Annotated in this window: 22 protein-coding genes and 1 tRNA gene; 9 read left to right on the top strand and 14 right to left on the bottom strand. The window is 62.6% G+C overall.

Features of this window, described 5'->3' with window-relative positions:
- Positions 1-2 precede the first annotated feature (2 nt).
- Both rpe and ACX3P1_RS14660 read right to left on the bottom strand, forming a co-directional pair.
- Positions 3-674 carry a ribulose-phosphate 3-epimerase gene (gene rpe, locus ACX3P1_RS14665; RefSeq protein WP_459080321.1) on the bottom strand — a complete coding sequence of 224 codons (672 nt, stop codon included), beginning with the start codon at positions 672-674 and terminating at the stop codon, positions 3-5.
- Between the two features lie 99 nt (positions 675-773).
- A complete protein-coding gene (locus ACX3P1_RS14660) occupies positions 774-1,481 on the bottom strand; it encodes a GntR family transcriptional regulator (protein ID WP_459080320.1) in 708 nt (235 codons plus the stop codon).
- Positions 1,482-1,634: 153 nt separating this feature from the next.
- Here ACX3P1_RS14660 and ACX3P1_RS14655 point away from each other — a divergent pair, with 153 nt between their 5' ends.
- The 3 genes from ACX3P1_RS14655 (at position 1,635) to ACX3P1_RS14645 (ending at position 6,360) form a co-directional block, all read left to right on the top strand.
- Positions 1,635-2,993: a glutamine synthetase family protein gene (locus tag ACX3P1_RS14655; protein ID WP_459080319.1), complete on the top strand. Its 1,359-nt coding sequence runs from the start codon at positions 1,635-1,637 to the stop codon at positions 2,991-2,993.
- A gap of 1 nt (position 2,994) precedes the next feature.
- Positions 2,995-4,299 carry an NAD(P)/FAD-dependent oxidoreductase gene (locus ACX3P1_RS14650; RefSeq protein WP_459080318.1) on the top strand — a complete coding sequence of 435 codons (1,305 nt, stop codon included), beginning with the start codon at positions 2,995-2,997 and terminating at the stop codon, positions 4,297-4,299.
- Positions 4,300-4,383: 84 nt separating this feature from the next.
- Entirely contained in the window at positions 4,384-6,360 is a 1,977-nt protein-coding gene (locus tag ACX3P1_RS14645; RefSeq protein ID WP_459080317.1) for an AI-2E family transporter, read from the top strand.
- 7 nt (positions 6,361-6,367) lie between these two features.
- On the opposite strand, the gene ACX3P1_RS14640 is transcribed toward ACX3P1_RS14645, so the two are convergent.
- The gene (locus tag ACX3P1_RS14640; protein ID WP_459080379.1) at positions 6,368-6,493 is read right to left on the bottom strand and encodes a DUF1127 domain-containing protein; all 126 of its coding nucleotides are present in this window, start codon (positions 6,491-6,493) and stop codon (positions 6,368-6,370) included.
- Between ACX3P1_RS14640 and ACX3P1_RS14635 the strand changes: the two genes are divergently transcribed.
- From ACX3P1_RS14635 to xseA, 3 genes are read left to right on the top strand one after another with little or no spacing between them, the layout of a single operon-like run.
- Positions 6,434-6,784 carry a hypothetical protein gene (locus tag ACX3P1_RS14635; RefSeq protein WP_459080385.1) on the top strand — a complete coding sequence of 117 codons (351 nt, stop codon included), beginning with the start codon at positions 6,434-6,436 and terminating at the stop codon, positions 6,782-6,784. The two genes, ACX3P1_RS14640 and ACX3P1_RS14635, sit on opposite strands and share 60 nt — an antisense overlap.
- A gap of 12 nt (positions 6,785-6,796) precedes the next feature.
- Positions 6,797-7,753 carry a LysR substrate-binding domain-containing protein gene (locus ACX3P1_RS14630; RefSeq protein ID WP_459080316.1) on the top strand — a complete coding sequence of 319 codons (957 nt, stop codon included), beginning with the start codon at positions 6,797-6,799 and terminating at the stop codon, positions 7,751-7,753.
- Between the two features lie 46 nt (positions 7,754-7,799).
- Positions 7,800-9,380 carry an exodeoxyribonuclease VII large subunit gene (gene xseA, locus ACX3P1_RS14625; protein ID WP_459080315.1) on the top strand — a complete coding sequence of 527 codons (1,581 nt, stop codon included), beginning with the start codon at positions 7,800-7,802 and terminating at the stop codon, positions 9,378-9,380.
- 83 nt (positions 9,381-9,463) lie between these two features.
- Here xseA and ACX3P1_RS14620 read toward each other — a convergent pair whose 3' ends face one another.
- The 3 genes from ACX3P1_RS14620 to ACX3P1_RS14610 all read right to left on the bottom strand — a co-directional run bounded on the left by ACX3P1_RS14620 (position 9,464) and on the right by ACX3P1_RS14610 (position 10,783).
- On the bottom strand, positions 9,464-9,769 hold the full coding sequence (locus ACX3P1_RS14620) for a DUF768 domain-containing protein (RefSeq protein ID WP_459080314.1): 306 nt from the start codon (positions 9,767-9,769) through the stop codon (positions 9,464-9,466).
- Between the two features lie 133 nt (positions 9,770-9,902).
- A tRNA-His gene (locus ACX3P1_RS14615) sits at positions 9,903-9,979 on the bottom strand.
- A 354-nt stretch (positions 9,980-10,333) separates the two neighbouring features.
- A complete protein-coding gene (locus ACX3P1_RS14610) occupies positions 10,334-10,783 on the bottom strand; it encodes a phasin (RefSeq protein ID WP_459080313.1) in 450 nt (149 codons plus the stop codon).
- Positions 10,784-11,041: 258 nt separating this feature from the next.
- Between ACX3P1_RS14610 and ACX3P1_RS14605 the strand changes: the two genes are divergently transcribed.
- On the top strand, positions 11,042-14,431 hold the full coding sequence (locus ACX3P1_RS14605; RefSeq protein ID WP_459080312.1) for a histidine kinase dimerization/phospho-acceptor domain-containing protein: 3,390 nt from the start codon (positions 11,042-11,044) through the stop codon (positions 14,429-14,431).
- A gap of 273 nt (positions 14,432-14,704) precedes the next feature.
- Here the strand turns inward: ACX3P1_RS14605 and ACX3P1_RS14600 are convergent, their stop codons facing one another.
- Entirely contained in the window at positions 14,705-16,663 is a 1,959-nt protein-coding gene (locus ACX3P1_RS14600) for an acetoacetate--CoA ligase (RefSeq protein WP_459080311.1), read from the bottom strand.
- A gap of 190 nt (positions 16,664-16,853) precedes the next feature.
- On the opposite strand from ACX3P1_RS14600, the gene ACX3P1_RS14595 reads away from it, so the two are divergent.
- A complete protein-coding gene (locus tag ACX3P1_RS14595) occupies positions 16,854-18,713 on the top strand; it encodes an AsmA family protein (protein WP_459080378.1) in 1,860 nt (619 codons plus the stop codon).
- A gap of 47 nt (positions 18,714-18,760) precedes the next feature.
- Here the strand turns inward: ACX3P1_RS14595 and ACX3P1_RS14590 are convergent, their stop codons facing one another.
- The 7 genes from ACX3P1_RS14590 to ACX3P1_RS14560 form a co-directional block, all read right to left on the bottom strand.
- Positions 18,761-19,579, bottom strand: coding sequence for an ABC transporter permease subunit (locus ACX3P1_RS14590; protein ID WP_459080310.1), 819 nt, complete (start codon positions 19,577-19,579; stop codon positions 18,761-18,763).
- Position 19,580: 1 nt separating this feature from the next.
- Entirely contained in the window at positions 19,581-20,555 is a 975-nt protein-coding gene (locus ACX3P1_RS14585) for an ABC transporter permease subunit (protein ID WP_459080309.1), read from the bottom strand.
- A gap of 9 nt (positions 20,556-20,564) precedes the next feature.
- Complete coding sequence (locus tag ACX3P1_RS14580; RefSeq protein WP_459080308.1) at positions 20,565-21,704, bottom strand: ABC transporter ATP-binding protein; 1,140 nt, start codon at positions 21,702-21,704, stop codon at positions 20,565-20,567.
- A gap of 100 nt (positions 21,705-21,804) precedes the next feature.
- Complete coding sequence (locus tag ACX3P1_RS14575; RefSeq protein WP_459080307.1) at positions 21,805-22,902, bottom strand: polyamine ABC transporter substrate-binding protein; 1,098 nt, start codon at positions 22,900-22,902, stop codon at positions 21,805-21,807.
- A gap of 203 nt (positions 22,903-23,105) precedes the next feature.
- Positions 23,106-23,840 carry a 16S rRNA (uracil(1498)-N(3))-methyltransferase gene (locus ACX3P1_RS14570; RefSeq protein WP_459080377.1) on the bottom strand — a complete coding sequence of 245 codons (735 nt, stop codon included), beginning with the start codon at positions 23,838-23,840 and terminating at the stop codon, positions 23,106-23,108.
- A 31-nt stretch (positions 23,841-23,871) separates the two neighbouring features.
- Complete coding sequence (locus ACX3P1_RS14565) at positions 23,872-24,066, bottom strand: hypothetical protein (protein ID WP_459080306.1); 195 nt, start codon at positions 24,064-24,066, stop codon at positions 23,872-23,874.
- A gap of 86 nt (positions 24,067-24,152) precedes the next feature.
- Positions 24,153-24,800: a hypothetical protein gene (locus ACX3P1_RS14560; RefSeq protein WP_459080305.1), complete on the bottom strand. Its 648-nt coding sequence runs from the start codon at positions 24,798-24,800 to the stop codon at positions 24,153-24,155.
- A gap of 86 nt (positions 24,801-24,886) precedes the next feature.
- On the opposite strand from ACX3P1_RS14560, the gene ACX3P1_RS14555 reads away from it, so the two are divergent.
- Positions 24,887-25,585, top strand: a complete 699-nt coding sequence (locus tag ACX3P1_RS14555) for a type 1 glutamine amidotransferase (RefSeq protein WP_459080304.1) — start codon at positions 24,887-24,889, stop codon at positions 25,583-25,585.
- Positions 25,586-25,785: the final 200 nt, after the last annotated feature.

Genomic DNA, 25,785 nt, shown 5'->3' with positions numbered 1-25,785 from the left:
GCTTACCGCGCGTCGGCTGCGGAGCGAATGGCCGCGATGTTGCTTCTGTATGCTTCGACGCTGTCGCCCTTGAAAATCGCAGCACCCGCCACGAGGACGTTCGCGCCTGCTGCCGTAACCAGCGGCGCGGTCTCCGGCGAGACGCCGCCGTCGATCTCGATATGGATCGGCCTGTCGCCGATCATCGCCTTCACGCGAGCCACCTTTTCGACGAGGGCCGGGATGAAGGCCTGGCCGCCGAAGCCCGGATTGACGGTCATGATCAGGATGAGGTCGAGCCGATCCAGCACATATTCGATCGCGCTTTCCGGCGTCGCCGGATTGATCGCCACGCCCGCCTTCTTGCCCAAATTGCGGATCGTCTGCAACGAACGGTCGAGATGCGGCCCGGCCTCGGCATGGACAGTGATGCCGTCGCAACCGGCATCGGCGAAGGCCGCCAGATAGGGGTCCGCGGGAGCGATCATCAGATGGCAGTCGAAAAACGCCTTGGTGCGGGCGCGGATCGATTTGATGACGGCCGGCCCGAAGGTGATGTTGGGCACGAAATGCCCGTCCATCACGTCGAGATGGATCCAGTCCGCGCCGGCCAGCGATACCGCTTCGACCTCGTCGCCGAGTTTCGAAAAGTCGGATGCCAGAACCGACGGCGCGATCAGGGTCTTGCCGGTCATCTTTGTCTCTCGCTGCTCGAGTCCAATGTCGTTGGTGGCCCTAAATGCCCAAGGCGCGTTTGTCGACAGGAATCCTGCCTTCGACGCGGTTCGCGACCTTTAGCGCTGCCCGCGTTGACGCCACTCGACTTCCAGGAAGCGCTTGCGGCCAAGATGGCCGGCACCTTCCTGGATGTCGGCGCAGATGGCGTCCTTCAACGCCTGCGCGTCCTTGGCGCGGATCGCCTCCAGCGCCTCAAAGTGCCGGTCCACCCGATAGCTTTCATCGAGGTTTTCGGTCGCTTCGCGCATGAAGGGTCCAAGCCGCAGCCACACCGATTCGATCAGCACGAGCAGGACCGATGAACGGACCTCGTACAGGCATCGGTGAAAGGCGAAGTTGCGCTCGATGCCGAGTTCGATGTCGCCGGCCGCATAGGCGGCGTCGATCAGCCCGTCCAGGTGCTGCAGTCGGTCGAGCCGCAGATAGTCGATATGCGGAAGCGCACGTTCGGCGGCCAGCGTTTCAAGCGCGATGCGCGTCGCGATGATTTCGTCGAAACGCTCCGGCCCGATGTCGGGCACGCGCACGCGCCGGTTGTCGAGATATTCCAGCGCGCCATCGGCGATCAATTGGTGCAGGGCCTCGCGCACCGGGGTGGCGCTGACCTCCAACCCTTCGGCGATGCCGGCAATCGTGATTGGAAGGCCGGGGGGAAAGCGCCCTGTCATCACCGACTTGCGCAGACACCGGTAAACCCACTGCTTCATGGGCTCGGCGGCGAGCTTTTCTTCGCGGGCGATCGAGGTCGCTTTTGGTTCTGGCACTGGCCTTAACCTCAAATTTGGCGCTCTTTAGCAAAGCGCACCGCGCAAGCCTTTACATATATGATCATATTACCTTAGATTGTGATCATAAAATTTCCAAGTGCGGCAATACAGGCCAGATAGCGGAACTATTTTTCGCAACCACGGTGGACCATGATTGATGAGCAAGAAGCCCGCGATTTCCTAGACAAAAACCCTGATATCGAAGTGCTGGAAGCCTTCGTTATCGACGTCAACGGCGTGCCGCGCGGCAAATGGATTCCGCGCGAGCGTTCGGTGGAGGTGTTGACCAACGGCATGGCGATGCCGCGTTCAGTCTATGCACTCGACGTCTGGGGACGCGACGTCAATGCGGCCGGTCTTGCCGAAGGAACCGGCGACCCCGACGGCCTGTGTGTTCCTGTTCCGGGAACGCTGGCCCGCATAAGCTGGCTGAAGCGGCCGACGGCGCAGGTGATGTTGAGCATGAACGGCCCGGACCGGGGCCATTTCTATGCCGATCCGCGCCAGGTGCTGGCGAAAGTCCTCGACCGTTTCCATCAGATGCGGTTGACGCCGGTGGTCGCCACCGAGCTTGAATTCTACCTGATCGACCCTGTTCGCTCCGCGCTCGACCCGGTTCGTCCACCGCATACGCGAGAGGGCCGTTGGCACACCGGCCAGACGCAGGTTCTGTCGATTGCCGAATTGCAGGATTTCGAGGACGTCTTTCACGAGATCGATTCGACCTGCCGCGAGCAGGGCGTGCCCGCCGACACCACGCTGCGGGAGAACGGGCCGGGCCAGTACGAAATCAACCTCAACCACGTGCCGGATGCGCTGCGCGCCGCCGACTACGCCGTGCAGTTGAAGCGGATCGTCAAGGGCGTGGCGCGCAAGCACGATCTGGACGCCACCTTCATGGCCAAGCCCTATGGCATGCAGGCCGGCAACGGCATGCATGTGCATTTTTCCATGCTGGACGAGAACGGCAACAACGTCTTCGTCGATGAAAATGGGCCGTCCGACCTGCTCATGCAGTCGGTCGGCGGACTGCTGCGCTACATGGGCGAAAGCACCGCGATCTTTGCGCCCCATGCCAATTCCTACCGCCGGCTCAAGCCCAGCGAGCACGCGCCGACCTTTGCTTCGTGGGGCTTCGACAACCGTTCCGCGGCGGTGCGTGTCATCACGGCGAGCAGGCCGGCCACCCGCATCGAGCACCGCGTCGCCGGCGCCGACAGCAATCCCTATCTCGTGCTCGCCATGATCTTGCAGGCTGCCTATATGGGCATGAAGGAAAGACTGGATCCGGGCGGGCCGATCAGCGGCGACGAACATGCCATCGACAACGAGCCGCTGCTGACGAGTTGGGACAGCGCCGTCCAGCGCTTCGCCACTTCCGGCTTCGCCTATGGTGCGGTCGGTCCGGAATTCCGTTCGCTTTACTCTGCCTGCAAGCGCCAGGAACTGGATGAATTCTCGATGCGCGTCACGGACGTCGAATACGACGCCTATATCAGGACCGCTTGAAATGGCCGCCCATATTTCGCCCGTCCCCAATCCGGGGCACGCCGACTCCTGGTACGCGGCGTCTGCCAACGACCGTCGCGTGCGTGAAACCCTGACCGAGGCGTTGAGCGCCGACATCTGCATCGTCGGCGCGGGCTTCACCGGCATATCGGCCGCCCTTGAGCTGTCCGAGCGCGGCTACAGCGTCGTGGTGGTCGAGGCCGAGCGCATCGGCTTCGGCGCGTCCGGCCGCAATGGCGGCCAGATCGTCAACGGTTATAGCCGCGACCTGGATACGATCGAGGGCCGCTATGGCCGCGACAAGGCGAACGCACTGGCGGCAATGTCACGCGACGGCGGCGACATCATTCGCGCGCGCATCTCAAAATACGGCATCGACTGCGACCTTCGCCATGGCGGCTTCTTCGCTGCCTTCACGCCCAAGCAGTTGCGCTATCTCGAAACGGTCAAGCACGGCTATGAGGCGCATGGCCTTGACGGAATGGAAATGGTGGCGCGCAAGGACGTCGGCCGCTATGTCCGCTCAAGCCGCTATGCCGGCGGCATGATCGACAGGCGCGGCGGCCATATCCATCCTTTGAACCTCGTGCTCGGCGAGGCCAGGGCGGCCGAAAGCCTGGGTGCGCGCATCTTCGAGAATTCCCGTGCTATCCGTGTGGAAACCGGCGGCAAGCCCACGGTCCATACCGACAAGGGAAGCGTTACCTCCTCCTATCTGCTGATTTGCGGCAATGCCTATCTCGGTGGCCTTGTTCCATCCGTGACCGACCGCATGATGCCGGTTTCGAGCCAGGTGATGGCGACCGAACCGCTTGATCCGGCGTTGCTGCGCGAATTGCTTCCGGCCGACTATTGCGTAGAGGATGCAAATTACGTTCTCGATTACTATCGGCGCACCAGCGACAATCGGCTGCTCTATGGCGGCGGCATCGGTTATGGCGGACAGGACCCGGCGAATCTCACCGCAATCATACGGCCGAACATGGCCAAGACGTTTCCCGAACTTGCAAGCGCGCGGATCGACTATGCCTGGAGCGGCAATTTCGCCCTGACGCTGACACGTATCCCGCATGTCGGGAGGCTCTCGGACCACGTCTATTTCTCGCATGGCGACAGCGGGCATGGCGTGACGACCACCCATTTGCTCGGAAAGCTGCTGGGAGAAGCGGTGGCGGGCCACGCGGAGCGGTTCGACGTCTGGGCATCGCTGCCCAGCCTTCCTTTCCCGGGCGGCAAGACCTTTCGCGTTCCGCTCACGGCACTCGGCGCATGGTGGTACGGCTTGCGCGACAGGCTGAGCCTGTGAACTGACATCTTGGAACCTTTGGGGTGTCATGTTTGTTGAGGGCAGCAGGCACGTCGATACCGATGGCGGGATGGGGATACCGGAATGAGTGCTGATCGCGATACCGCCTCGAAGTCCGGCTACGGCTCTTCGGTGACCGCTGACGGTATCGCCGCCCCGAGAATGGCCTTGCCGGGCGCGGTAACGCTGGTCGGGGTCACCGCCATTCTTTACCTCGGCCGGGACGTCTTTCTTCCGCTGGCGGTGGCGCTGCTTCTTACGTTCGCTCTGGCGCCGATCGTTTCGTTCTTGCGCAAGAGATCGCTGCCCAAGCCCATTGCCGTCGTCCTGACCGTGTTTATCGCGTTCGCCGCCATTGCCCTTTTGGCTACATTGGTTGCCACGCAGGTGACCAATCTCGCGCAGAACATCCCGACCTATCAGTCGAACATCGTCGCCAAGGTGCATTCGCTTAAGGAAATGGGCGCCGATGGCGGCATTATCGATCGGCTGAGCGGCGCGGTCCAGCGTGTCGGCGCCGAATTGCAAACGAGCGCGCAGCCTGCACAACCTGCCCATATTGCCCCCAAGGCAGAACCGCTGCCGGTCGAAATCGTGTCGCAGGAAAGCACGATCGAGACGTTGAAGAACGTCATCGTGCCGCTAGTCAGTCCGTTCGCCACGGCCGGTCTCGTCGTCGTGGTCGTCATCTTCATGTTGCTTGAGCGCGAGGACCTTCGCGACCGCTTCATCCGGCTTGTCGGCTATGGCGACGTTCACCGGACTACGGAGGCCTTGCAGGAAGCCGGAAAGCGGGTAGGGCACTATCTTCTCATGCAGTTGGTGGTCAACACGCTCTATGCCGTGCCCATTGCTGCCGGCCTTTGGCTGCTCGGTATCCCCAACGCTCTGCTGTGGGGGCTGCTGACGCTGGTTCTTCGCTTCGTGCCTTATATCGGGCCGGCTATAGGCATGTTGATGCCGCTGTTCCTGGCACTTGCGGTGGCACCCGGATGGTCGCTCGTCCTGTGGACCGGAGCGCTGTTCCTCTTCATGGAACTGGTCAGTGGAAACATTCTGGAGCCGCTGCTTTATGGCTCGAGAACCGGCCTGTCACCCTTGGCGATCATCGTGGCGGCGATCTTCTGGACGTGGCTGTGGGGGCCGCTCGGGCTGGTTTTGTCCACGCCGCTGACCGTGTGCATGGTCGTGCTTGGCCGCTATGTGCCGCAGTTCGAATTCCTTGAAGTGCTTTTCGGCAACGAGCCGGTGCTCGACCCGCATACGAGGCTGTACCAGCGCTTGCTGTCGGGCAATGTCGACGAGGCCACGGACAATGCCGAGGAGTTCTTGGAGAAGAAATACCTCGTCGACTACTACGACACGATCGGCATTCCAGCCCTGCTGCTTGCGGAGCAGGACCGGCAGCGCGGTGCCCTGCGCGATGAGCAACGCAAGCGCCTGGCACTGACCGCCCAGACGCTCATCACGAACCTCGAAGACATCGCCGACGAAGAAGAAAATGAAGAAGATGGGAGCGAGGAAAATGCAAAGCCTTCCGACGCAGCGGGGGAGGACGACGACGACACGGCGGTCGACCTGCTGCCCGACGGCGAAGGCATGACGGTGCTTTGCGCCGGCGGACGCGGCGAGATCGACGATGCCGCCGCCGCAATGCTGGCCCAGATATTTGAGGTGCAAGGTGCCGCCGCTACGTCGATTACCCATGAGGGCCTTCAGCCTCTGGCGGCCCGCAAGCTTGTGCTGGACAAGGTCGACACCGTCATCGTGACGTTTCTCAACGGGACATCGGCAACCCAGGCCCGCATCGTGGTTCGCAGGCTGAAGAAACTGCAACCGGGCCTGCGCGTTGGCGTTCTCGCTCCAGCCGAAGGCGGTTTCGGCGAGGCCAAGGCGGAAAGCATCGGCGCCGATTTCATCGCGTCCAGTGCTTCGGAAGCGGCGATTGCCGGCTTGACGAAAGCCGCGCCGGTACGGCTGAAGAACACCGTCCGGCATATGGCGAGACGCAAGCCGACGTCGCGAAAGGCCACTCTCGAAAAAGAGCCGTCGCCGGCGTGAGTCCGAATTAGCGCGCCGTCAAGCAGCGCAGGCGGGCGGTCGGATCGCTCCCGAAAGGAGCGTCGATGGCGGCGTGGAGGTCGCTGCGCGTCAGGCCTATATCGGCAAGCTCGGTGTCCGTCATTTCGCTCAGCCGATCAAAAGCCCGCCGGTTTTTCCACACGCGAAAGAAAGTTGCGATGCTCACGAACACACGCGCCGCAACGGTTGGACGCCGGGCGGCATGCGTATTGTCGGACGCGAAATCACAAGTGCTCATGGCCATGTTCCTTCATCTGTAAAGGCACGCAGAACCCCAACGGTCACCGGGAGGATGGTGACCGCCAAGGCTCGATGCGGGCCTTTTCGTGGACGATGGTATTTTGCCATCGGCGGATTGATTAATCCAACGAATGTTTCTAATCTTTATGATCAATATCAATGATGGATTGGACTCATGAAAGCGCCGCTCGATCTTGACCAGTTGCAGACCTTCATCGCTATCTCCGACACCGGCAGCTTTACCCGCGCCGCGGGCGAAGTGAACCGGACCCAATCGGCGGTGTCCATGCAGATGCGCCGGCTGGAGGAGCGCATCGGCAAGCCGCTGTTCGAAAAGGACGGGCGCACCAACAAGCTGACGGAGGAAGGCGACAAGCTGCTGTCCTATGCGCGGCGGCTACTTTTTCTCAACCGCGAAACCCTTGCCGCCTTCGACGATCAGCGCCTGGAAGGCACGATCCGCATCGGCACGCCGGATGACTACGCCGACCGGTTCCTGCCGGAGATCATGGCGCGTTTTGGCCGCTCCAACCCGCGTGTCGAAATGACCGTGATATGCGAACCGACGCCGGGTTTGGTCGAGCACCTCAAGCGCGGCAATCTCGACATCGCGCTGGTGACGCATAACGTAACGCGGGCGCAATCCGAGGTGGTGCGGCGCGAACCGCTTCTGTGGGTAAGTTCGGCCAACCATGCAACGCACGAGCAAACGGTGCTGCCCATGGCGTTCGGGCGTCCGAACTGCATCTGGCGGCGCGCTGCCTGCGATGTGCTCGACAATATGGACCGGGAATACCGCGTCCTCTTCACCAGTTTCTCGGCCACCGTCATCGCTGCCGCCGTGCTTTCCGGCCTGGCGATATCGGTGTTGCCTGAATGCGCGCTGCGCCCCGGCATGCGCGTCCTGGGCGAGGCCGACGGTTTTGGCGCATTGCCCGATTGCCACATCGCGATCATGCGGGGACAGAGTTCGCGCCCGGACATCGTCGAGGCGCTTGCGCGTCATATTTCGGAGAGCCTGGACAACATATCCGTGCCGCTCGGCGACGAAGCGGGAAGTTTCGATCTTTCCGCGCTGGCATTTTCGAAAATGAAGAAGCCCCGGTCCGCCCAACTCATGCCGGGATGGTAGCAGCGGCGGCCTTGACGCACCGCGCCGATAGAAGCTCAATCCGGCCATGAGCGAATTGGCATCCGAATCACGCACCAACGCTGCCGAATACACGGTGAGCGAAATTTCCGGCGCGCTGAAGCGTACCGTCGAGGACACATTCGGCAATGTGCGCGTGCGGGGCGAAATTTCGGGCTACCGCGGCCCCCATTCCTCCGGCCATGCCTATTTCGCCTTGAAGGACGACCGCGCCCGGCTGGAGGCTGTGGTCTGGAAGGGCGTGATGGGGCGGCTGAAGTTCCGGCCCGAAGAGGGCATGGAGGTGATCGCCACCGGCAAGCTCACCACCTATCCGGGTTCGTCGAAATACCAGATCGTTATCGACAATCTGGAGCCGGCCGGCGCCGGCGCGCTGATGGCCCTGCTGGAGGATCGCAAGCGGCGCCTGCAGGCCGAAGGCCTGTTCGACCCGGCCAGAAAACAGCTTTTGCCATACATGCCGCGCGTCATCGGCGTCGTCACCTCGCCGACCGGTTCGGTCATCCGCGACATCATCCACCGCATCAAGGACAGGTTTCCGCTGCATGTCATCGTCTGGCCGGTGCGCGTGCAGGGCGAGACATCGGGCGCGGAAGTGGCGGCCGCCGTCGAAGGCTTCAACGCGCTACCGCAGGACGGCGGCATTCCGATCCCCGATCTGCTGATCGTGGCGCGGGGCGGCGGCAGTCTCGAGGATTTGTGGGGTTTCAACGACGAAGCGCTGGCGCGCGCGGTTGCCGCATCGAACATCCCGGTGATTTCGGCGGTCGGCCATGAGACGGACTGGACACTGATCGATCTGGCTGCGGACGTTCGCGCGCCGACCCCGACGGGCGCCGCCGAAATCGCGGTGCCGGTACGGGCGGAACTCGAGGCGACGCTCGCCAGCCTGGCTGCACGGTTGCGCAGTTGTGTTTCGCGCGGCGTCGACCGCAAGCGTCAGGCCGTTCGCGCGGCAGCTAGGGCGCTGCCTTCGCCCGACCAGTTGCTGGCGCTGCCGCGCCGGCGTTTCGACGACGCCGTCAGCCGGCTCGACAGGGCGCTTGTCATCGGGGTCGAGCGCAAGCGGGCGCGGCTTGGTGGCGTACGGCTTTCGCCGGCTACGCTGTCTCGGCGCATAAACGAGGCGCGGACATTGACGGAACGCGACCTCGCGCGGGCGGGCGCAGCTTTCTTCGCCGTTGTGCGCGAGCGACGGACCCGGTTTTCCCACGCAGCCCTGCGGCTGACGCCAGCCCCGATCGAAAGACGGCAAAAACGGCAGGGTGAGGCGCTCACGGCGCTTTTCAGGCGCGGCGAGCACGCGATGTCTGCCAAGCTAGACCGATTGCGGGCACGGCTGACACAGGCGGATCGGCTGCTGGCGACGCTGAAATTTTCCGAACAGGCCATCCTCGATCGTGGCTACGCGCTGGTGCTGGATGCGTCCGGCGAACTGGTCAAGCGCGCGGCGAATGTGGAGGCCGGCGATGCCCTCGAACTGCGTTTTGCCGATGGCGGCGCAAGTGCGGTTGCGACGGGCGGTTCAGACAAGCCGAATCCGGCTCCAAGACAGGCGTCTCGGCCCGCCAAGCCGCGCGAGGGTGGCGGCCAAGGCTCGCTTTTTTAAGCCAGGTAAAGTTATAGGTGGGATGGGCTGGAGCGCTTTTTACCCAGCGCTACGAAATGCGCCGCGTGGCGCTCGGCGGCAGGTCAGCGCTTGCCGGTAGGCGTATTCTCGTTTTCGGCGGTCCTTGCCGCGGAAGAGTTCCGGTCGCCATCAGCGTTCTGCTCAGGCTTCGCAGCCTCGGCTGCTTCTTCGAGCTTGGCGGTGATGAGATCCTGAATGTCGCCGACCTCTTCCTGGATATCTTCAAGCGGAATGCCAGCCTCGGCGGCCTTTGCGGTGCATTCCTTGGCGAGCGTCTCGGCCTGCGTTTCGATGCGGGTTAGCTGGCATGGCGCATGAACCTTCTCGCCGATCCATTCCTGCAAAAATTCGATCGCGTGTTCGCTCATGCTGGCACCTGTTGCTGGCTTTGGCAGTTCGCTGACGTCAACGCGCAGAGCGGCGAAAAGATCACCATTTCGATGCGCGGGCGTAGTTCGGGAAAGATGCAGAATTCAAGAGAGTCCAATCCTTCAACAAGACTGGTACCGTTGGGTGGGCTCGAACCACCGACCTCCGGATCCACAATCCGGCGCTCTAACCAACTGAGCTACAACGGCACGATTACCTGGACATGATCGTGCTGGAATTTCGTCCTTGCCGATCATGCTCCCTTGTTCGGCGCTGCGTCCTTACGGGCATTCGAATCTTAATTCAAGACATTTGGGAAGGCAAAGCGCCTTCATGCACCGCTCTTGCCAAACGGCGGGCCCAAACGGCAGACAAAGAAAAAGGCCGGCGGGAGGAGGTGCCGGCCTTTTCCAGTACTTAGCCAGCGGGAGGAGGTGCTGGCCGCGTCGCCCGACAGGCGGAGGGAGGAGGAAACCACCCGCCGGGTATTCTGACCCCTAGATAGGGACGATTGTGCCCGAAGGAATGCGGCGTTTTGCAGCACACCCCTTCAGGCAGGAAAATCAGGCGACCTTGAGTTCCGAGAAAGCCTTCTCGACGGCAGCCTTGATCGGCTTGGAGGCGTCTTCGACAGCCTTGGTTGCGACGGTCTGGAAATCCTTGGTCTGCTGCACGGTCGTCTCGACCTGCTTGCGCACGAAAGCGGTCTGCAGTTCGATGACTTCCGACAGCGAGCGCGCGCCGATGAGGGCTTCGAGGTGCGAGAAGCTTGCGTCGGCATTGGTACGCAGCGCGGCGATGGTCTTCAGCGACAGGTCGCCGGAAGCGGACTTGGCCGTCTCATAGGTCGACTCGAGAGCCTTCTGGGTCTCTTCGGCGCCGGACTTGATCTTGGCATAGGCTTCCTTCGACTGCTCGACGCCCTTCTCGGCGAAGGCGCGGATCTGGTCGGTAGCCTTGCTTGCATCGAACGTGGGGAATTCAATGGTTTCGGCGGTCTTGGGCTTGTTCATCTCGGGCATCCTTCTGGGGAGCGGCTTTTGACAGGAAACACCGCTTCGTTCATGTATGGAACCTATATAGCGGCATTTATGGTGCATTGCAACATTTTTGTTGCGACGCACCATCAACGAGCCGGAGCGACGTTAACCACGCGGCCAAAATTCAATGGCCTCAACGCATGGATTGTGGACCTTCCGGCTGCGGACCTCTATTAATTAACAAAGCGTTAACCGCAAAATCGCCCGTATCGCGAGGGTATTCTCGAGCCCATGCCGCCAGACAGCTATTCGTTTCTCGATGTCGCCGTGCTTGACCCGGTTCGGCAGCGCTTTGCCTCGGGCGATGCGGTCGTCATTCTGTCAGTCGACCTCGAGCAGGTGATCTGGGCCAACGGGCCGGGTGCAGCACTGCTCGGCTACCCGGATATCGAGGCGACCATCGGCGCTTCGGCGCGGTTGCCGCTGATTGCGCGGCGGCAGGTCATGGCGACCGGCGGCTTCCCCGAGATTGGCAGCGACCGCGCCCTTCTGGTGAGGCTGGCGACAGGGGTGACGAGCCACGCCGTGCCGTTGCTGGCAAGCGCCGTCACCATGCCGGATGGAGAAAAGGCGATCATGCTGGCCGCGCCCCCGGCGCAGGCGGAACCCCCGGACACCGCAGAAAGCGCGCGCCGCGCCATCGCCGGCTTCAGCGAAGGCGGCCATTTCCTGGCGTTTGTCGACGGTGAAGGCAAGGTCGAGGCATCGTCGGCCGGCTTTGCGACTCTTGGCATCGCGCAGCAGACGCTGGTCGCGCTGGTGGCCGATGTCGCCGGCGGCCGCGACCGTATCGTCAAGCGTCTGGTTCCGGGCGAGGCCGGCGCCTATCCCGCGGGTTTCGCCCGCCTGACGGAGGACCCCGTGCGGCATTTGCTTGTCGTCATCGACGAAGCAAGGCTGGAAGGTGCCACGTCTTCCCACCCGGAAGTTGAACAGGAGGCGGAGGCGCTCGTAGCGCCCGGTTCGCAGGAACCGCAGGAGCATGAGGCGGATACGCGCCAAATGGCCCGCGAAAGCGCCACGTCGCTGCACGACCACTGGTATTTCAATACGGAAAACGAGGGGGAAGCCGCGCAGCAGCCTTCGCATCCCACACCCTATTCCATCGCGGAGGCAGAACGAGCTGCCGCGGAGAAAACGGAAGAAAAACAAGACCTGCCGGCACTGGCTATCAAGCGCAACGCCCCGCCCGTACGCTTCGTCTGGCGCACGGATGCGGACGGGATGTTCAGCATGGTGTCGCCGGAATTCGTAGCGGTGGTCGGCGCGCCGGCGACCGACATCATCGGCCGGCGCTTCAAGGATGTTGCCACCGTCTTCGGTTTCGACCCGGCGGGCGAGATTGCCGATCTTCTGGAGCGGCGCGACACCTGGTCCGGCCGCTCGGTGCTGTGGCCCGTCGCCGGCACTGATCTCGCCGTTCCCGTCGATCTGGCGGCGTTGCCGGTCTATGACCGCAACCGGGTTTTCGAAGGGTTCCGGGGCTTCGGCGTAGCCAGGGTCGCCGATGCCGTGGCCGATCCGGAGGCAGTCGGGCTGGCGCTCGTCAAGACGACGCCCGGGCCGAAAGAACCGGCTATGGAAGGAAGCGAGCCCGCCGCTCCAAAGGAATCCGCCGATCCTTTCAAAGGGGAAGTGCCGGCGCTGACGATCGTTCCCAAGCAGGAGCGCCGCTTTGCCGACAAGGTGATCCGCTTGGCGGAACATCGCCAACCGGCCAACGACAAGGGGTTGTCCTCGCTGGAGCGCAGCGCATTTCGCGAGATCGGCGAGCGCCTGAGGAAGGACAGCACGCCCGGTTCCCGTGAGGATCAGCCGCGTGCACCGGAAAGCCCACCCGCGACGGCCGAACCCGCCGACGCCGGGCCTGTCGCTTCCGTCCCGGAGGCATCTGACGCCGCGCCGCCAGAGGCCGACTTGCCAGTTGGGTCAGAGGCATCGGAAACGCCGGATGAACCCGATCGTCAGGTTGGCGGCAAGGCCGGCGAAACGACTTCCGGCTCGGTGCTCGACTATGCGGAAAACGGCAACGAAAGCACCGATGATTTGGCGTCCGAGCCGGAGTTAAAAGCCGAAGACTCGCCCTCGGCCTTCTCGACCGGGCGGGCAGGCGCAGGCACGCCCGACACGTCGATCCTTGGCAAGCTTCCCGTGCCGCTGCTGTTCCATTCCGGCGACAGCCTGCACTATGCCAACGATGAATTCCTGCACCTGACGGGCTATGAAACGCTTGCCGATCTGGAGCAGGCCGGCGGGCTTGGCGCCCTGTTTGCCGACCCCTATGCCCAGCAGGATGCGCCCGACAGCGCCGACCGTACGCTAAAACTCAAGACGCAGGACGGGCTGGAGTTCCCGATCGACGCCATATTGCGCTCGGTGCCATGGGGAGACGGCAAGGCGCTCATGCTGGTGGTGCGCCGTTCCGGCGACGAGGAGCCGCAAGAGCCTGCCGCGCCACCGATTGTCGAGGCACCCGCGCAGACGCAGCCGGACCTGGCCGACCTCAAGGCGCGCATCGCCGAAATGCGCACCGTCATCGATACGGCGACCGATGGCGTCGTCCTGATCGACCGCGACGGCACGATCCGCTCCATCAGCCGTCCGGCCGAGGCGCTTTTCGGCTTCGACAGCGACGACGTGGCGGGCAAGCCGTTCGCCTCGCTGTTCGCCATCGAGAGCCAGCGGGCGGCGCGCGACTATCTGAACGGGCTTTCCGACAATGGCGTCGCCAGCGTGCTGAACGATGGCCGCGAGGTCATCGGGCGCGAAGCGCAGGGCCGCTTCATCCCGATGTTCATGACCATCGGCCGGCTGCCCAACGAAAGCGGATTCTGCGCCGTGGTGCGCGACATCACCCAATGGAAGCGGGCCGAGGAGGATTTGACGCAGGCGCGCGCCGTGGCCGAGCGGGCGTCCTCCCAGAAGACGGACTTTCTTGCCCGCATCAGCCACGAGATCCGCACGCCGCTCAACGCCATTATCGGCTTTTCCGAATTGATGGTCGACGAGAAATTCGGGCCGGTCGCCAATGACCGCTACCGCGATTATTTGCGTGACATCAATCGCTCGGGCAACCATGTTCTCGACCTCGTCAACGACCTGCTGGACATTTCCAAGATCGAGGCCGGGCAGCAGGAAATGGACTATGAAGCGGTGTCGCTCAACGAAACGCTGGCCGAGACGGTGGCGATGATGCAGCCGCAGGCCAACCGCGAGCGCGTCATCATCCGCTCCAGCTTCGCCTCGAAATTGCCGGAAGTGGTGGCCGACCTGCGCAGCGTGCGCCAGATCGCGCTCAACATCCTGTCCAACGCCATCCGCTATACGCAGGCCGGCGGCCAGGTCATCCTTTCGACAGCCTACGAGCCGTCGGGCGACGTCGTCATGCGCGTGCGCGATACCGGCATCGGTATGAGCCAGGCCGAGATCGAGCAGGCGCTGAAGCCGTTCAAGCAGATCAACGCGCTGAAGCGCGGGCGCAATGACGGCACGGGGCTCGGCCTGCCCTTGACCAAAGCGATGGTCGAGGCCAACCGCGCCCGCTTTTCCATCAATTCGACGCCCGGCGAGGGCACGCTGGTGGAAGTGGCATTTCCCTCGACGCGGGTGCTCGCCGAATAGACGCGCTCCGTCGGGCAAAGAAAAAAGGCGTCCGCGAGGACGCCTTGAAATGATGAATGGGTCACAACGGGCTTGAGCAACATGCGTCCTCATGGGGTGAGGAGCGGGATTTCTCCCTCAAGTTGGCTTGGACTATCGCGGCTGCTCCTTAACAAGTCCTTACCGGCCCGGGATAAAGTTTACGAGTGTGTACCACTTGTGAAATTTAGGTAAATTCTCGCGATACGTTTTGTTAACCATGACAGCTTGCTTCAACCCAATCTGCAAGCTGACTCAGTCTGCAAGTTCGGGAAGGTTGCGAAACAGGTCGAGCGCTTCGGGATTGGCCAGCGCCTCCTTGTTCTTGATCTCCCGCCCATGCACGGCATCGCGCACGGCCAGTTCCGTGATCTTTCCTGACTTGGTGCGCGGAATGTCGGTGACGGCCACGATCCTGGCCGGAACGTGCCGCGGGCTGGCGCCGGTGCGTATCTTGGCGCGGATGCGCTTTTCCAGCTCGGCGTCGAGACTGACGCCCGGCGCCAGCCGCACGAACAGCACGACACGCACGTCATTGTCGAAATCCTGGCCGATACAGATTGCTTCCGCGACCTCGGGCATCTGCTCCACCTGGTTGTAGATTTCCGCCGTACCGATGCGAACGCCGCCGGGGTTGAGCGTGGCATCCGAGCGGCCATGGATGATCAGGCCGCCATGCTCGGTCCACTCCGCGAAGTCGCCATGGCACCAGACATTGTCGAAGCGTTCGAAATAGGCCGCGTGGTAGCGCTTGCCATCCGGGTCGTTCCAGAAGCCGATCGGCATCGCCGGAAACGCCTTGGCGCAGACGAGTTCGCCCTTTTCCTGGCGGATCGGCCGGCCGTCATCGTCCCAGACGTCGACGGCAAGGCCAAGGCCGGCGGCCTGGATTTCGCCGGTCCAGACCGGTTCGGTCGGCACGCCGAGCACGAAGCACGAGACTATGTCGGTGCCGCCGGAGATCGAGGCGAGGTGCACGTCCTTCTTGATGCCGTCATAGACGAAGCGGAAATCCTTCGGCGACAAGGGCGAGCCGGTCGAAGAGATCGTGCGTACGGTGGAAAGATCGTGCGTGTCCATCGGGCGAAGGCCGGCCTTGCGCACGGAATCGATGAATTTGGCGGAAGTGCCGAAATAGGTCATCTTTTCCGCATCGGCGAAGTCGAACAGCACATTGCCGTCCGGATAGAAGGGCGAGCCGTCATAGAGCAGCAGCGTCGCGCCGCAGGCCAGGCCCGACATCAGCCAGTTCCACATCATCCAGCCGCAGGTGGTGAAGTAGAAGAAGCGGTCGCCGTCGACAATGCCGGCATGCAGCCGCAATTCCTTGACGTGCTGGATCAGCGTGCCGCCGGCCGAATGGACGATGCATTTGGGAATGCCAGTCGTGCCCGACGAAAACAGAATGTAGAGCGGATGGGAAAACGGCAGCCGTTCGAAGGCCACCGGCCTGTCCGAAAAAGCCGCAAGCGCGGCATCGAGCGCTTCAGCCCCTTCGATGCTTGCCGCCACATCGCCGGACGTGCCGAGATAATCGACCACGAGCACCTTGCGCACGGTTGGCAGTTTTGCCGCCACCGCCGCTATCTTGGCCGCGACTTCGATCGCCTTGCCGTTGTACCAGTAGCCATCGGGCGCGATGAACACCACCGGCTCGATCTGGCCGAATCGGTCGAATACGCCCTGCTCGCCAAAGTCGGGCGAACAGGACGACCACACCGCGCCGATGGATGTCGTGGCCAGCATCGCCGCCACCGTCTCCGGCATGTTCGGCATCATGGCGGCGACCCGGTCGCCCTCCTTGACGCCGAGCGAAACCAGCAATTGCTGCAGGCGCGAGGTCAGCGCGTGCAGGTCGTTCCATGAAAGCCGCCGCTCGACCTTGTCCTCGCCGTGAAAGACGATCGCCTCGCCGGTTCCGGTCTTTTGCAGCAAGTTTTCAGCGAAGTTCAGCCTGGCATCGGGAAAAAAGGCAGCGCCCGGCATCTTGTCGCCATCGGCAAGCACCCTGTCGCCCTTGTCGCCGATAACGCCGCAAAAATCCCAGACCAGGTCCCAGAAGGCTTCCCGGTCGTCGATGGACCAGCGGTGAAGCTGCGCATAGGAGGATAGCGCGCTGCCGGATTTTGCCGCTACCGCCTTCATGAAGGCGGTCATCGGGGCTGTTTCGATCCGCTCCGGCGTCGGCGTCCAAAGCGCTTCATTGGCAGTCATGCGTTCTCCTCCAGATTAGGCTCCGGTTAAGCATAATGCCGCCGGGCAGGGCAAGATTTTGTTCGGCCTGCGGCATGGATGTATGCAAACGCCATCGGCAGGCCATAAAGACTTGTCCATAAAGACTTGTAATGCGACGGGCGTCGGCTACACCTTTGCTGCGATTTTCGAGACGAACATACGGGGCAAGATGCCATCACCTTTCATCCGGCGGGGCATTTGGACAATCGGCGCTGCCGTGGTTGTCGTCGCGTTGGCGTATGTGGCGCTTCCCTACATCGCCTCGACCCGTATCGTGCGCGACCGTATCGCCTGGGAGATGAGCGCGTGGAGCGGCTTTCGCGTGACCATCCAGGGCGCGCCCAGCATCAGCGTCTGGCCCAAGTTTCAAGCCACACTGACTGACGTGAACCTGTCGGAGTGGACGCGCAAGGACGGCCCGCCGGTCATCGAGGCCGAGCGCGTCGAAATCGATCTTTCGGCGATGGCGGCGCTGCGGGGCAATGTCGTGTTTTCCGCCGCCAGGTTGATCCGCCCGACGCTTCGGGTCCAGCGCTCGGCCAACGGTTTGCTGCTGCCCGCATCGCCGTCCGGCGGCCGCATCGCGCGCTCGATCGATACGGCGCGCAAACTGATCGCCGAGCAACCGACCAACCCCGATACCGACAAGCTGCCTTCCGATCCCTTCGGCACCGTGGAATTCAAGGACGGCAAGGTAGTCACCGCGGTTGCGGGAAAGGACGTGGAGGTTTTGACCAGCCTCAACGGCAGGGCCAACTGGACGGCCCTGAATGGCGCCGGGCAATTTTCAGCTACCGGAATCTGGCGCGGTGAAAGCGTTTCCGTGGATATGGCGTCGGACAGGCCGTTGGTCTTGTTTGCCGGCGGCGCCGCCCCGGTCAGCGTGGCCCTGAAGGCAGCGCCTGCGGTATTGTCTTTCATCGGCACGGCAGGCTTTTCCCAGAACGCCTATCTCGACGGCACGATGAAATTCTCGGCCCCGTCGCTGCGGCGCATGCTGGAATGGCTCCAGGCCGGCGTGGCGCCGGGCGCTGCGATCGGCTCCATATCCGTGACGAGCAAGGTTACGGCCGCGGCCGGCCGGGTCAAGTTCGACGGCACGCAGATCGCCCTCGACAACAATCCGGGCACCGGCGCGCTTGATATTTCCTATGGCGGCGCCCGTCCCGCAATGTCGGGCACACTCGCTTTCGAAAAGCTTGACCTTCGCTCCTTCCTCTCAGCCTTTACCCCGCTGACTTCCGCCCGCAAGGAAGACGCGAACGACAGCGAGAGCGCGCTTGCGAGCGGGCTGGACATCGATCTTCGGCTGTCCGCGACCCAGGCGACGGCCGGCGCGCTGCAACTTGCCAATGTCGCGGCGACGGCGCAGGTCAAGAACGAGCTTTCCGTATTCGACATATCGGACGCCACCGCCTTTGGCGGCACGGTACAGAGCAGCCTGCGCTTCGACCGCAAGCCGGAAGGCACGCAGGCCGAATTCCGGCTGCGGGCATCGGACGTTCACGGCGCGGATTTTGCGGCGGCGATCGGCATGACAAGGCTGGTGCCGACCGGAACCGGGACCGTTTCCGTCATCCTGAAGGGACCGGGAAAGGTGTGGGACTCGATCCTTGAAAACGCCGATGGCTCCATTTCCGCAAATTTCGGCCCCGGCACGCTGACCGGGCTCAACCTGCCGGCCTTCCTCAAGCGGAGCGAGCAGGGCGGCTTCTTTGCGCTCGACGACGTTGCTGATGGCAGCGTGCCTGTCGACGGCGCCGAACTGAAGGCGAGCATGTCCAAGGGCGTGGCGCGGATCGAAAAGGCGGAAGCGACGTCCGCGAAAAGCAAGATCTGGCTCACGGGCATTGTTCCCTATGCCGGCCGCGGCCTTGCTTTGTCGGGCGGCGTGATCCAGCCGAACCCGACGGCCGTTCCCGCCGAAGGTCAGGCGGCTATCACGCCCAATCAGATTTCGTTTTTTGTTGGCGGAACCTGGAGCAATCCGTTCATTTCGCCGATCAAGCCGGGGCTTTCGGCTCAATAGAACGCCGTGCGTTTGTCCCTGCCTTTGGGGGAGGGCGATGTGGCGCATCAACCTCTTTGCGCGATCTGCTCGTCCCGCAGGCGCTGCACCTCGCGGCGCTTGTTGACGATGGAAGCGGTGATGACGCCAAGCGCGACGATCCCGATCAGGAGCGTGCAGGCCGCATTGATCTCCGGCGTCACCCCCAGGCGCACCTGGCTGTAGATCTTCATCGGCAGCGTGGTGGCGCCCGGACCGGAGGCGAAGGAGGCGATGACCAGATCGTCCAGCGACAGCGTGAAGGCCAGCATCCAGCCCGAGACGATGGCCGGCAGGATGACCGGAAGCGTTACCTGGAAGAAGGTTTTTACCGGCGGCGCGCCCAAGTCCATGGCCGCTTCCTCCAGCGACCGGTCCATTGTGATCAGGCGCGATTGCACGACGACCGCGACGAAGCACATGGTGAAGGTGATATGCGCCAGCATCACCGTCAGCAATCCCCTGTCCAGCCCGATGGCCACGAACAGCAACAAGAGAGACAGGCCGGTGATGACGTCGGGCATGACCAGCGGAGCGAAGATCATGCCGGAGAACAGGACGCGGCCCTTGAAGCGGGTGTAGCGCGTCAGCGCCAGCGCGCCCATCGTTCCCAGGACCGTTGCAACGGTGGCGGAAACTAGGCCGACGCGTAAGGTCACCCAGGCGGCATCCATCAGTCCCTGATTATGGAAAAGCGATACGTACCATTTGGTCGAAAAGCCGCCCCATACCGTCACCAGCTTGGATTCGTTGAACGAAAACACGACCAGCAGCACGATCGGCAGATAGAGGAAGGCAAAGCCCAGCACGATCGAGGTGATATTGAAGCGGCTCCAACTCGTGTTCATGTCACCGGTCCTGTTCCTGGGATCGCGCCTGCGCCCGCTGGAAAAGCATGATCGGCACGATCAGCAGCAGCAGCAGGATGACGGCCACCGCCGATGAAACCGGCCAGTCGCGGTTGGAGAAGAATTCGTTCCACAGCGTCTTGCCGATCATCAGCGTCTGCGAGCCGCCCAAAAGGTCCGGAATGACGAACTCGCCAACCGCCGGAATGAACACCAGCAGGCAGCCGGCAATCACGCCCGGCAGGGAAAGCGGGAAGGTGATTTTCCAGAAGGCGGCGGTCGGCGGGCAGCCGAGATCCTTGGCCGCCTCGATCAGCGAGTAGTCCATCTTTTCGAGCGACGCGTAGAGCGGCAGCACCATGAAGGGCAGGTACGAATAGACGATACCGATGAAAATGGCGGTATAGGTGTTCAGGATGATCAGCGGTTCACTGATGACACCGATGCCGAGCAGGAACTGGTTGAGAAGGCCTTCTGGCTTCAGGATGCCGATCCAGGCATAGACGCGAATCAGGAACGAGGTCCAGAACGGCAGGATCACCAGCATCAAAAGGGTCGGGCGGATCGTAGCCGGCGCGCGCGCCATGCCGTAGGCGAGGGGATAGCCGACCAGAAGCGCCAGCACAGTTGAGATCGCCGCGATGGTGACGCTGGAAACATAGGCATAGAAATAGAGAGGGTCCTGCGTCAGCCATATGTAGCTGTCGAAACTGAGTTCCCCGAGTTGGCTGACAAGGCCGGAAATGCCGTTTTCCAAGCCAAACGCGGGTGTGTAGGGCGGAATGGCGATCGCCGTCTGCGACATCGAAATCTTGAAGACGATGATGAACGGGATGAAGAAAAAGAACAGCAGCCAGACATAGGGAATGATGATGACCAGCCGGCTGGCGAAGGCCGAGGCGAGCCGCACCAGCACCGGTTTCGTCGTCGTGGTGGTGGGTTGTGCATCGACGGAGGAAAAGACGACATTCGACATGGAACGCCCCTACCGCGCCAGCACGATACCGGCATCTGGCCGGAAGGATATCCAGGCGCGGTCGCTCCAGGTCAGCGGATCGTCGGACACGCGCGCCGCATTCATCGTGCTTGCCCGCACCACCTGCCCGTCGTCGAGCTTCACATGGAAAACGGTCATGTCGCCCAGATAGGCGATGTCATAGACTTCGCCTTCCAGCGCGTTGACGGCATCCGTCGGCTTTTTTGACGAGATCCTGATTTTTTCGGGACGGATGGCAAAGGCGATGTCGGCGCCGGCAGCCGCGTCTCCGGGGTTGTCCACGACGATCTGGGCGCCGGTCGCTCCGGTAATGCGCACCGTATTGGCGTCGCGCGCCGCCACCTTGCCCTCGAACATGTTCACATTGCCGACAAAGCCGGCGACGAAGCGCGAGGTCGGCGCTTCATAGACCTCGGTCGGCGTGGCCACCTGCATCACCTCGCCCTTGTCGAGGATGGCGATGCGGTCGGCCATGGTCATGGCTTCTTCCTGGTCGTGGGTGACGACGACGAAGGTGAGGCCGAGATTCTGCTGGAGGTCCATCAATTCGAACTGCGTCTCTTCGCGCAGCTTCTTGTCGAGCGCGCCGAGCGGCTCGTCCAGCAAAAGCACCTTCGGCCGCTTGGCGACCGAGCGCGCCAAGGCTACGCGCTGACGCTGGCCGCCCGACAGTTGGTGCGGTTTGCGCTGGGCGAACGGCTCCAGCTTGACCAGCTTGAGCATTTCGGCGACGCGTGCCGCGATCTCTGCTTTTGGCATGCCGTCCTGCTTGAGGCCGAAGGCGATGTTCTTTTCCACCGTCATGTGCGGAAACAGCGCATAGGACTGGAACATCATGTTGACCGGACGACGATAGGGCGGGATGCCGCGCAGATCCTGGCCATCGAGCAGGATACGACCTTCGCTCGGCTCCTCGAAGCCGGCGAGCATCCGCAGCAGGGTCGACTTGCCGCAACCGGAAGCGCCGAGCAGCGCGAAGAACTCGCGCTCGAAGATCGTCAGCGATAAATTGTTGACCGCGGTGAAGTCGCCGAACCGCTTGGTCACGTTCTCGAACTGGATGTAAGGCTTGGCATTCGGGTCGCTCCATGGTGCGAAATCCCTGCGGATGCTGCCCAGCGATGCCATATACTTCTCCGTCCCTGTTCGTGCCCTTGTCTCGTCCCATCAAGACCCGGTCTGAAAGAAAACCCCGGCATTAGCTGCCGGGGTTTTGCTTGAGAGAGCGCTACTGCCCCGTGACGATCTTGGTCCAGCTTCGGGTGAACAGGCGTTGCGTCTTCGAGTCGAGCGCGGTGTTGACGAACAGCTTGTCCATCGTCGCCTGGTCCGGATAGACGGCCGGGTCGTCGTGGACGGCCTTGTCGAGGAACTCCTGCGAGGCCTTGTTGCCGTTGGCGTAGAAGACATAGTTCGACGACTTGGCGATCACTTCCGGCTTCATCATGTAGTTGATGAATTCCAGGGCCTCTTGCGGGTGCGGCGCGTCGGCGGGGATGGCCATCTGGTCGAACCACATCTGCGTGCCTTCCTTGGGGATGGCATAGGCGAGTTCGACGCCCTGCTTGGCTTCCTCGGCACGGTCACGCGCCTGGAAGATGTCGCCCGAATAGCCGACCGCCACGCAGATATCGCCGTTGGCGAGGCCGTTGATGTATTCGGATGAATGGAACTTGCGAACGAAGGGTCGCACCTTCGACAGCGTTTCCTCGGCCTTGGCGATGTCGGCCGGATCGTGGCTGTCGGGGTTCAAGCCGAGAAAGGCCAGCGTCACCGGGAACATGTCGGTCGGCGAATCGAGGAAGTTGATGCCGCAATCCTTGAGCTTGGCTGCCTGTGCCGGGTCGAACACCGCGGCCCAGCTGTCGATCTTGTCGGTGCCGAGCGCTTCCTTGATCTTGGCGACGTTATAGCCGATGCCGACCGTGCCCCACATGTAGTTGACCGAATACTCGCTGCCCGGATCGAAGATGTCGGTGCGCTTGGTCACCGTGTCCCACATGTTCTTGATATTGGGCAGCTTGGACTTGTCGAGCTTCTGGAACACGCCGGCCTTGATCTGGCGCTGCAGGAAACTGCCCGTCGGCACGACGACATCGTAGCCGCTGCCGCCGGCCAGGAGCTTGGTTTCAAGAATTTCGTTGGAATCGTAGACGTCGTAGCGAACCTTGATGCCTGTTTCCTTGGTGAAGTCGTCAATGATGGAACTGTCGATGTAATCGGACCAGTTGAAGACGTTGACGACGCGTTCTTGCGCGTGGGCATTAAAGGTGGTCGATGTTATCAAAATCGAAGCTGCGGAAAGCCAGAACGCCTTACCGGTCATATGCGAAACTCCCTCTATTCACATTTTTTTGGCCTCGACGATCCCTCAACCGCCGCCCATGTATTTCAGACTATTGGCGTTTCCGGCGGTCGACAAGCCACAATTGAAGCGAAGTCAACAATCCTTCGATAGTTGCGTGCGGCCGTATTCGCAAATATGCCGAACCAGCCGGCTTGCGCCTGCCGGAAGGCGCGCCGCCGCTCTTACCAGTCGCCGATCGTCGCCTGGATGAGCGCAAGCGCTGCCACGGCCGCCGTATCGGCGCGCAGGATGCGAGGCCCGAGCGGAATGGGCGTCACGAAGGGCAGCGCGCGCAACATCCGGCGCTCGTCGTCGGAAAAGCCGCCTTCGGGACCGACCAGGAGGGCAAGGCTGTTGCCGGTCAGCGATTGGAGCGCGGACAGCGGATTATCGCTCGAGGCATCCTCGTCGCAGAAGATCAACCGCCGGTCCTTGTCCCATCCGGCCAGCAGCCGCTCGAACTTCTCGGCCTCCCGCACTTGCGGCACGGCAAGGATGCCGCATTGTTCGGCGGCTTCGGTCACATTGGCGCGCAGGCGCTCGATGGACGGTTTCGCAACCTGCGTATGCTGGGTGATGACGGGTTGCAGCACGCCGGCTCCCATCTCGACCGCCTTTTGCACCAGATAGTCGAGCCGGCCCTGTTTCAGCGGAGCGAAGCAATAGACGAGATCGGGCAGCGGCGGCTGCGGCCGTTGTGGCTCCAAAAGCTTCAAGCGCACTGATTTTTTTGTTTTTGAAGCGATCGCCGCCGACCACTCGCCGTCGCGGCCGTTGAACAGCAGCAGTACCGCGCCCTCGGCAAGCCGCAGCACATGCAGCAGATAATGGCTCTGCTGCGGGCTGGCTTCCAGTTCGACGCCGTGGGCAAAATCGTCCGGCACGAACAGCCGCTGCATCTTGTAGTTGGCGCGCATCGGCGAGCAATGCGGCAGGGCGGCTTCTTCGTCAAGGCGGAGAAGCACCAAGTCGAGGTGCAGGGGGGATTTCCTCCCGGCTCTCGGCATGCAGGCGGATCACCTCGGCAAATTCCAGTTCGGCCCGGACGAGTTCGGGCGGGCGTTGCAGCAAGGCGACGAATTCCGGCAACAGTCCGTCGCCTCGCGATGCGCAAAGGGTGTGAAATGAAAGCAGCGCATTCATTTTAGGGCTCCGCAGCCAGAGATGCATTGGAGATCAGTTAGGCCTGCGGATTGGGGCCTCGCCACCCGTTTCCTGATTTACCTTGCCTATGCTGCCGCCCATATCGGCCGATAGCCGGCGCGCAATATTTCGACGGTTGTCGGCGGGGTCACCAGCTTCAGGGGGCGGCCTTGCAGTGCGCTGAAATCATGCCGGTCCCGGTAGCCTCCGAACGACCAGCGCAGCGCTGTGCCTTCGCGCAGCGCGTAAATTGTTTCGCCATCCGCGATAATCGCGCCGTCGGGCAGCGCCGCCAGATCTGGCGCCGAAGCCAGCGTCCCGCCGCAAGCCAGCCGTTCCCTGTGCAGCCTTTGGTCGAGCATGGGCGCGCGCGGCTTTTCGATGCCGAAGGCGGTGCCGAAACGCTGCATGAAATCCGTCGCGCGCTCGCGCCGGCAGTAAAAGCAGGGGCGGTGCCCGGCCGCCAGTGCGGTCACTTCGTCGAGGAAGAACAGTTCGGTCCATCCGGCACCTGCCTGTCCGTTGCCCTGCAAGGGGCCGTTGAGGCCCATCGGATCGCGCCGCACGTTTTTGAAATCGCAGACGCAGACGATCCATGCCTTCAGCGTCCAGCGCCTTTTCAGCAGCGTCTTGGTCGCCGGATCGTGGATGATGCCGCGATTGCCGGTGAAAAGGCCGCGCTCCGGCACGGCATGGACGGCGCCGAACGGGTCGACACGATTTTGAAGTGGCACAGCGCTTGTCCTTTGCGTGTCCGGCTTGGTCGTCCGGGCGGCTCGTGGTATCGCGCATCGGGTCATTTTTCCGGCAGGGTATATCGATGCGCGTCCTTATCGTTGAAAATTACGGCAATACAGGGCTTGGGCAAGTGGGCGCGGCCCTTGCGGAAGTCGGCGCCGAAATCGATCATGTCCGGCCCTATCTGGGCGATGCATTGCCCGACAATGCCGCCAGCCACGACGCGGTGGCGATTCTGGGCGGCGGCCAGAACGCGCTGGCGGATGTCGACTATCCATATTTCCCGGCTCTGCTGGACCTGATCCGCGACTTTGCGGCCCGCAACAAGGCCGTGCTTGGCATCTGCCTGGGCAGCCAGCTCATCGCGCGCGCTTTCGGTGGCCTCAACCAGGTCGGCGGGGCCACCGAGTTCGGCTGGTGCGGCGTTTCGCTGACACCGGAAGCGAAAGAAGACGCCGTGCTCGGCGCGTTGCCGGAGAAATTTCCGATTTTCGAATGGCATGACGACACATTTTCGCTGCCGCCGGGTGCGGTCAGGCTGGCCGGCAGCAGCGTTGCGGAAAATCAGGCGTTTCGGCTCGGCCGCGCCGTCTATGGCTTCCAGTTCCATTTCGAGGCCGACCGGCAGCTGGTGCGTTACTGGAGCACGGAATTTGCGTCGCTGATCGCTTCGCGCCGCCCCGATTGGGCCGAAAGGCTCGACGATGAAATGGCCGAGCATGGCCCCGCCGCCGATGCCGCCGGCCTGGCGATCGCCCGCGCCTGGGTGGCCACGATCTGAAGGCGTAGACCCTTGATCGACATGACGCTGGGGAAGCCGTGGCAATTTTGGCACGCCGGGCGGAATCCGCTGTGAACGCTGGGATTCACCCTTGGCTTGTGCCCGGCCGCTCCCCTAGAAGACCCACGTTCTGCGGCATGCGCTAACGCCGTGCATGCAGTGCAAATAATGTGAAAAAGCGTTGAAACATTCAGGCGATT

The sequence above is a fragment of the Mesorhizobium sp. A623 genome, from assembly GCF_054489405.1.
The sequence above is the reverse complement of the archived record's forward strand: the minus strand, read 5'-3'. Positions and strand labels throughout refer to the sequence as shown.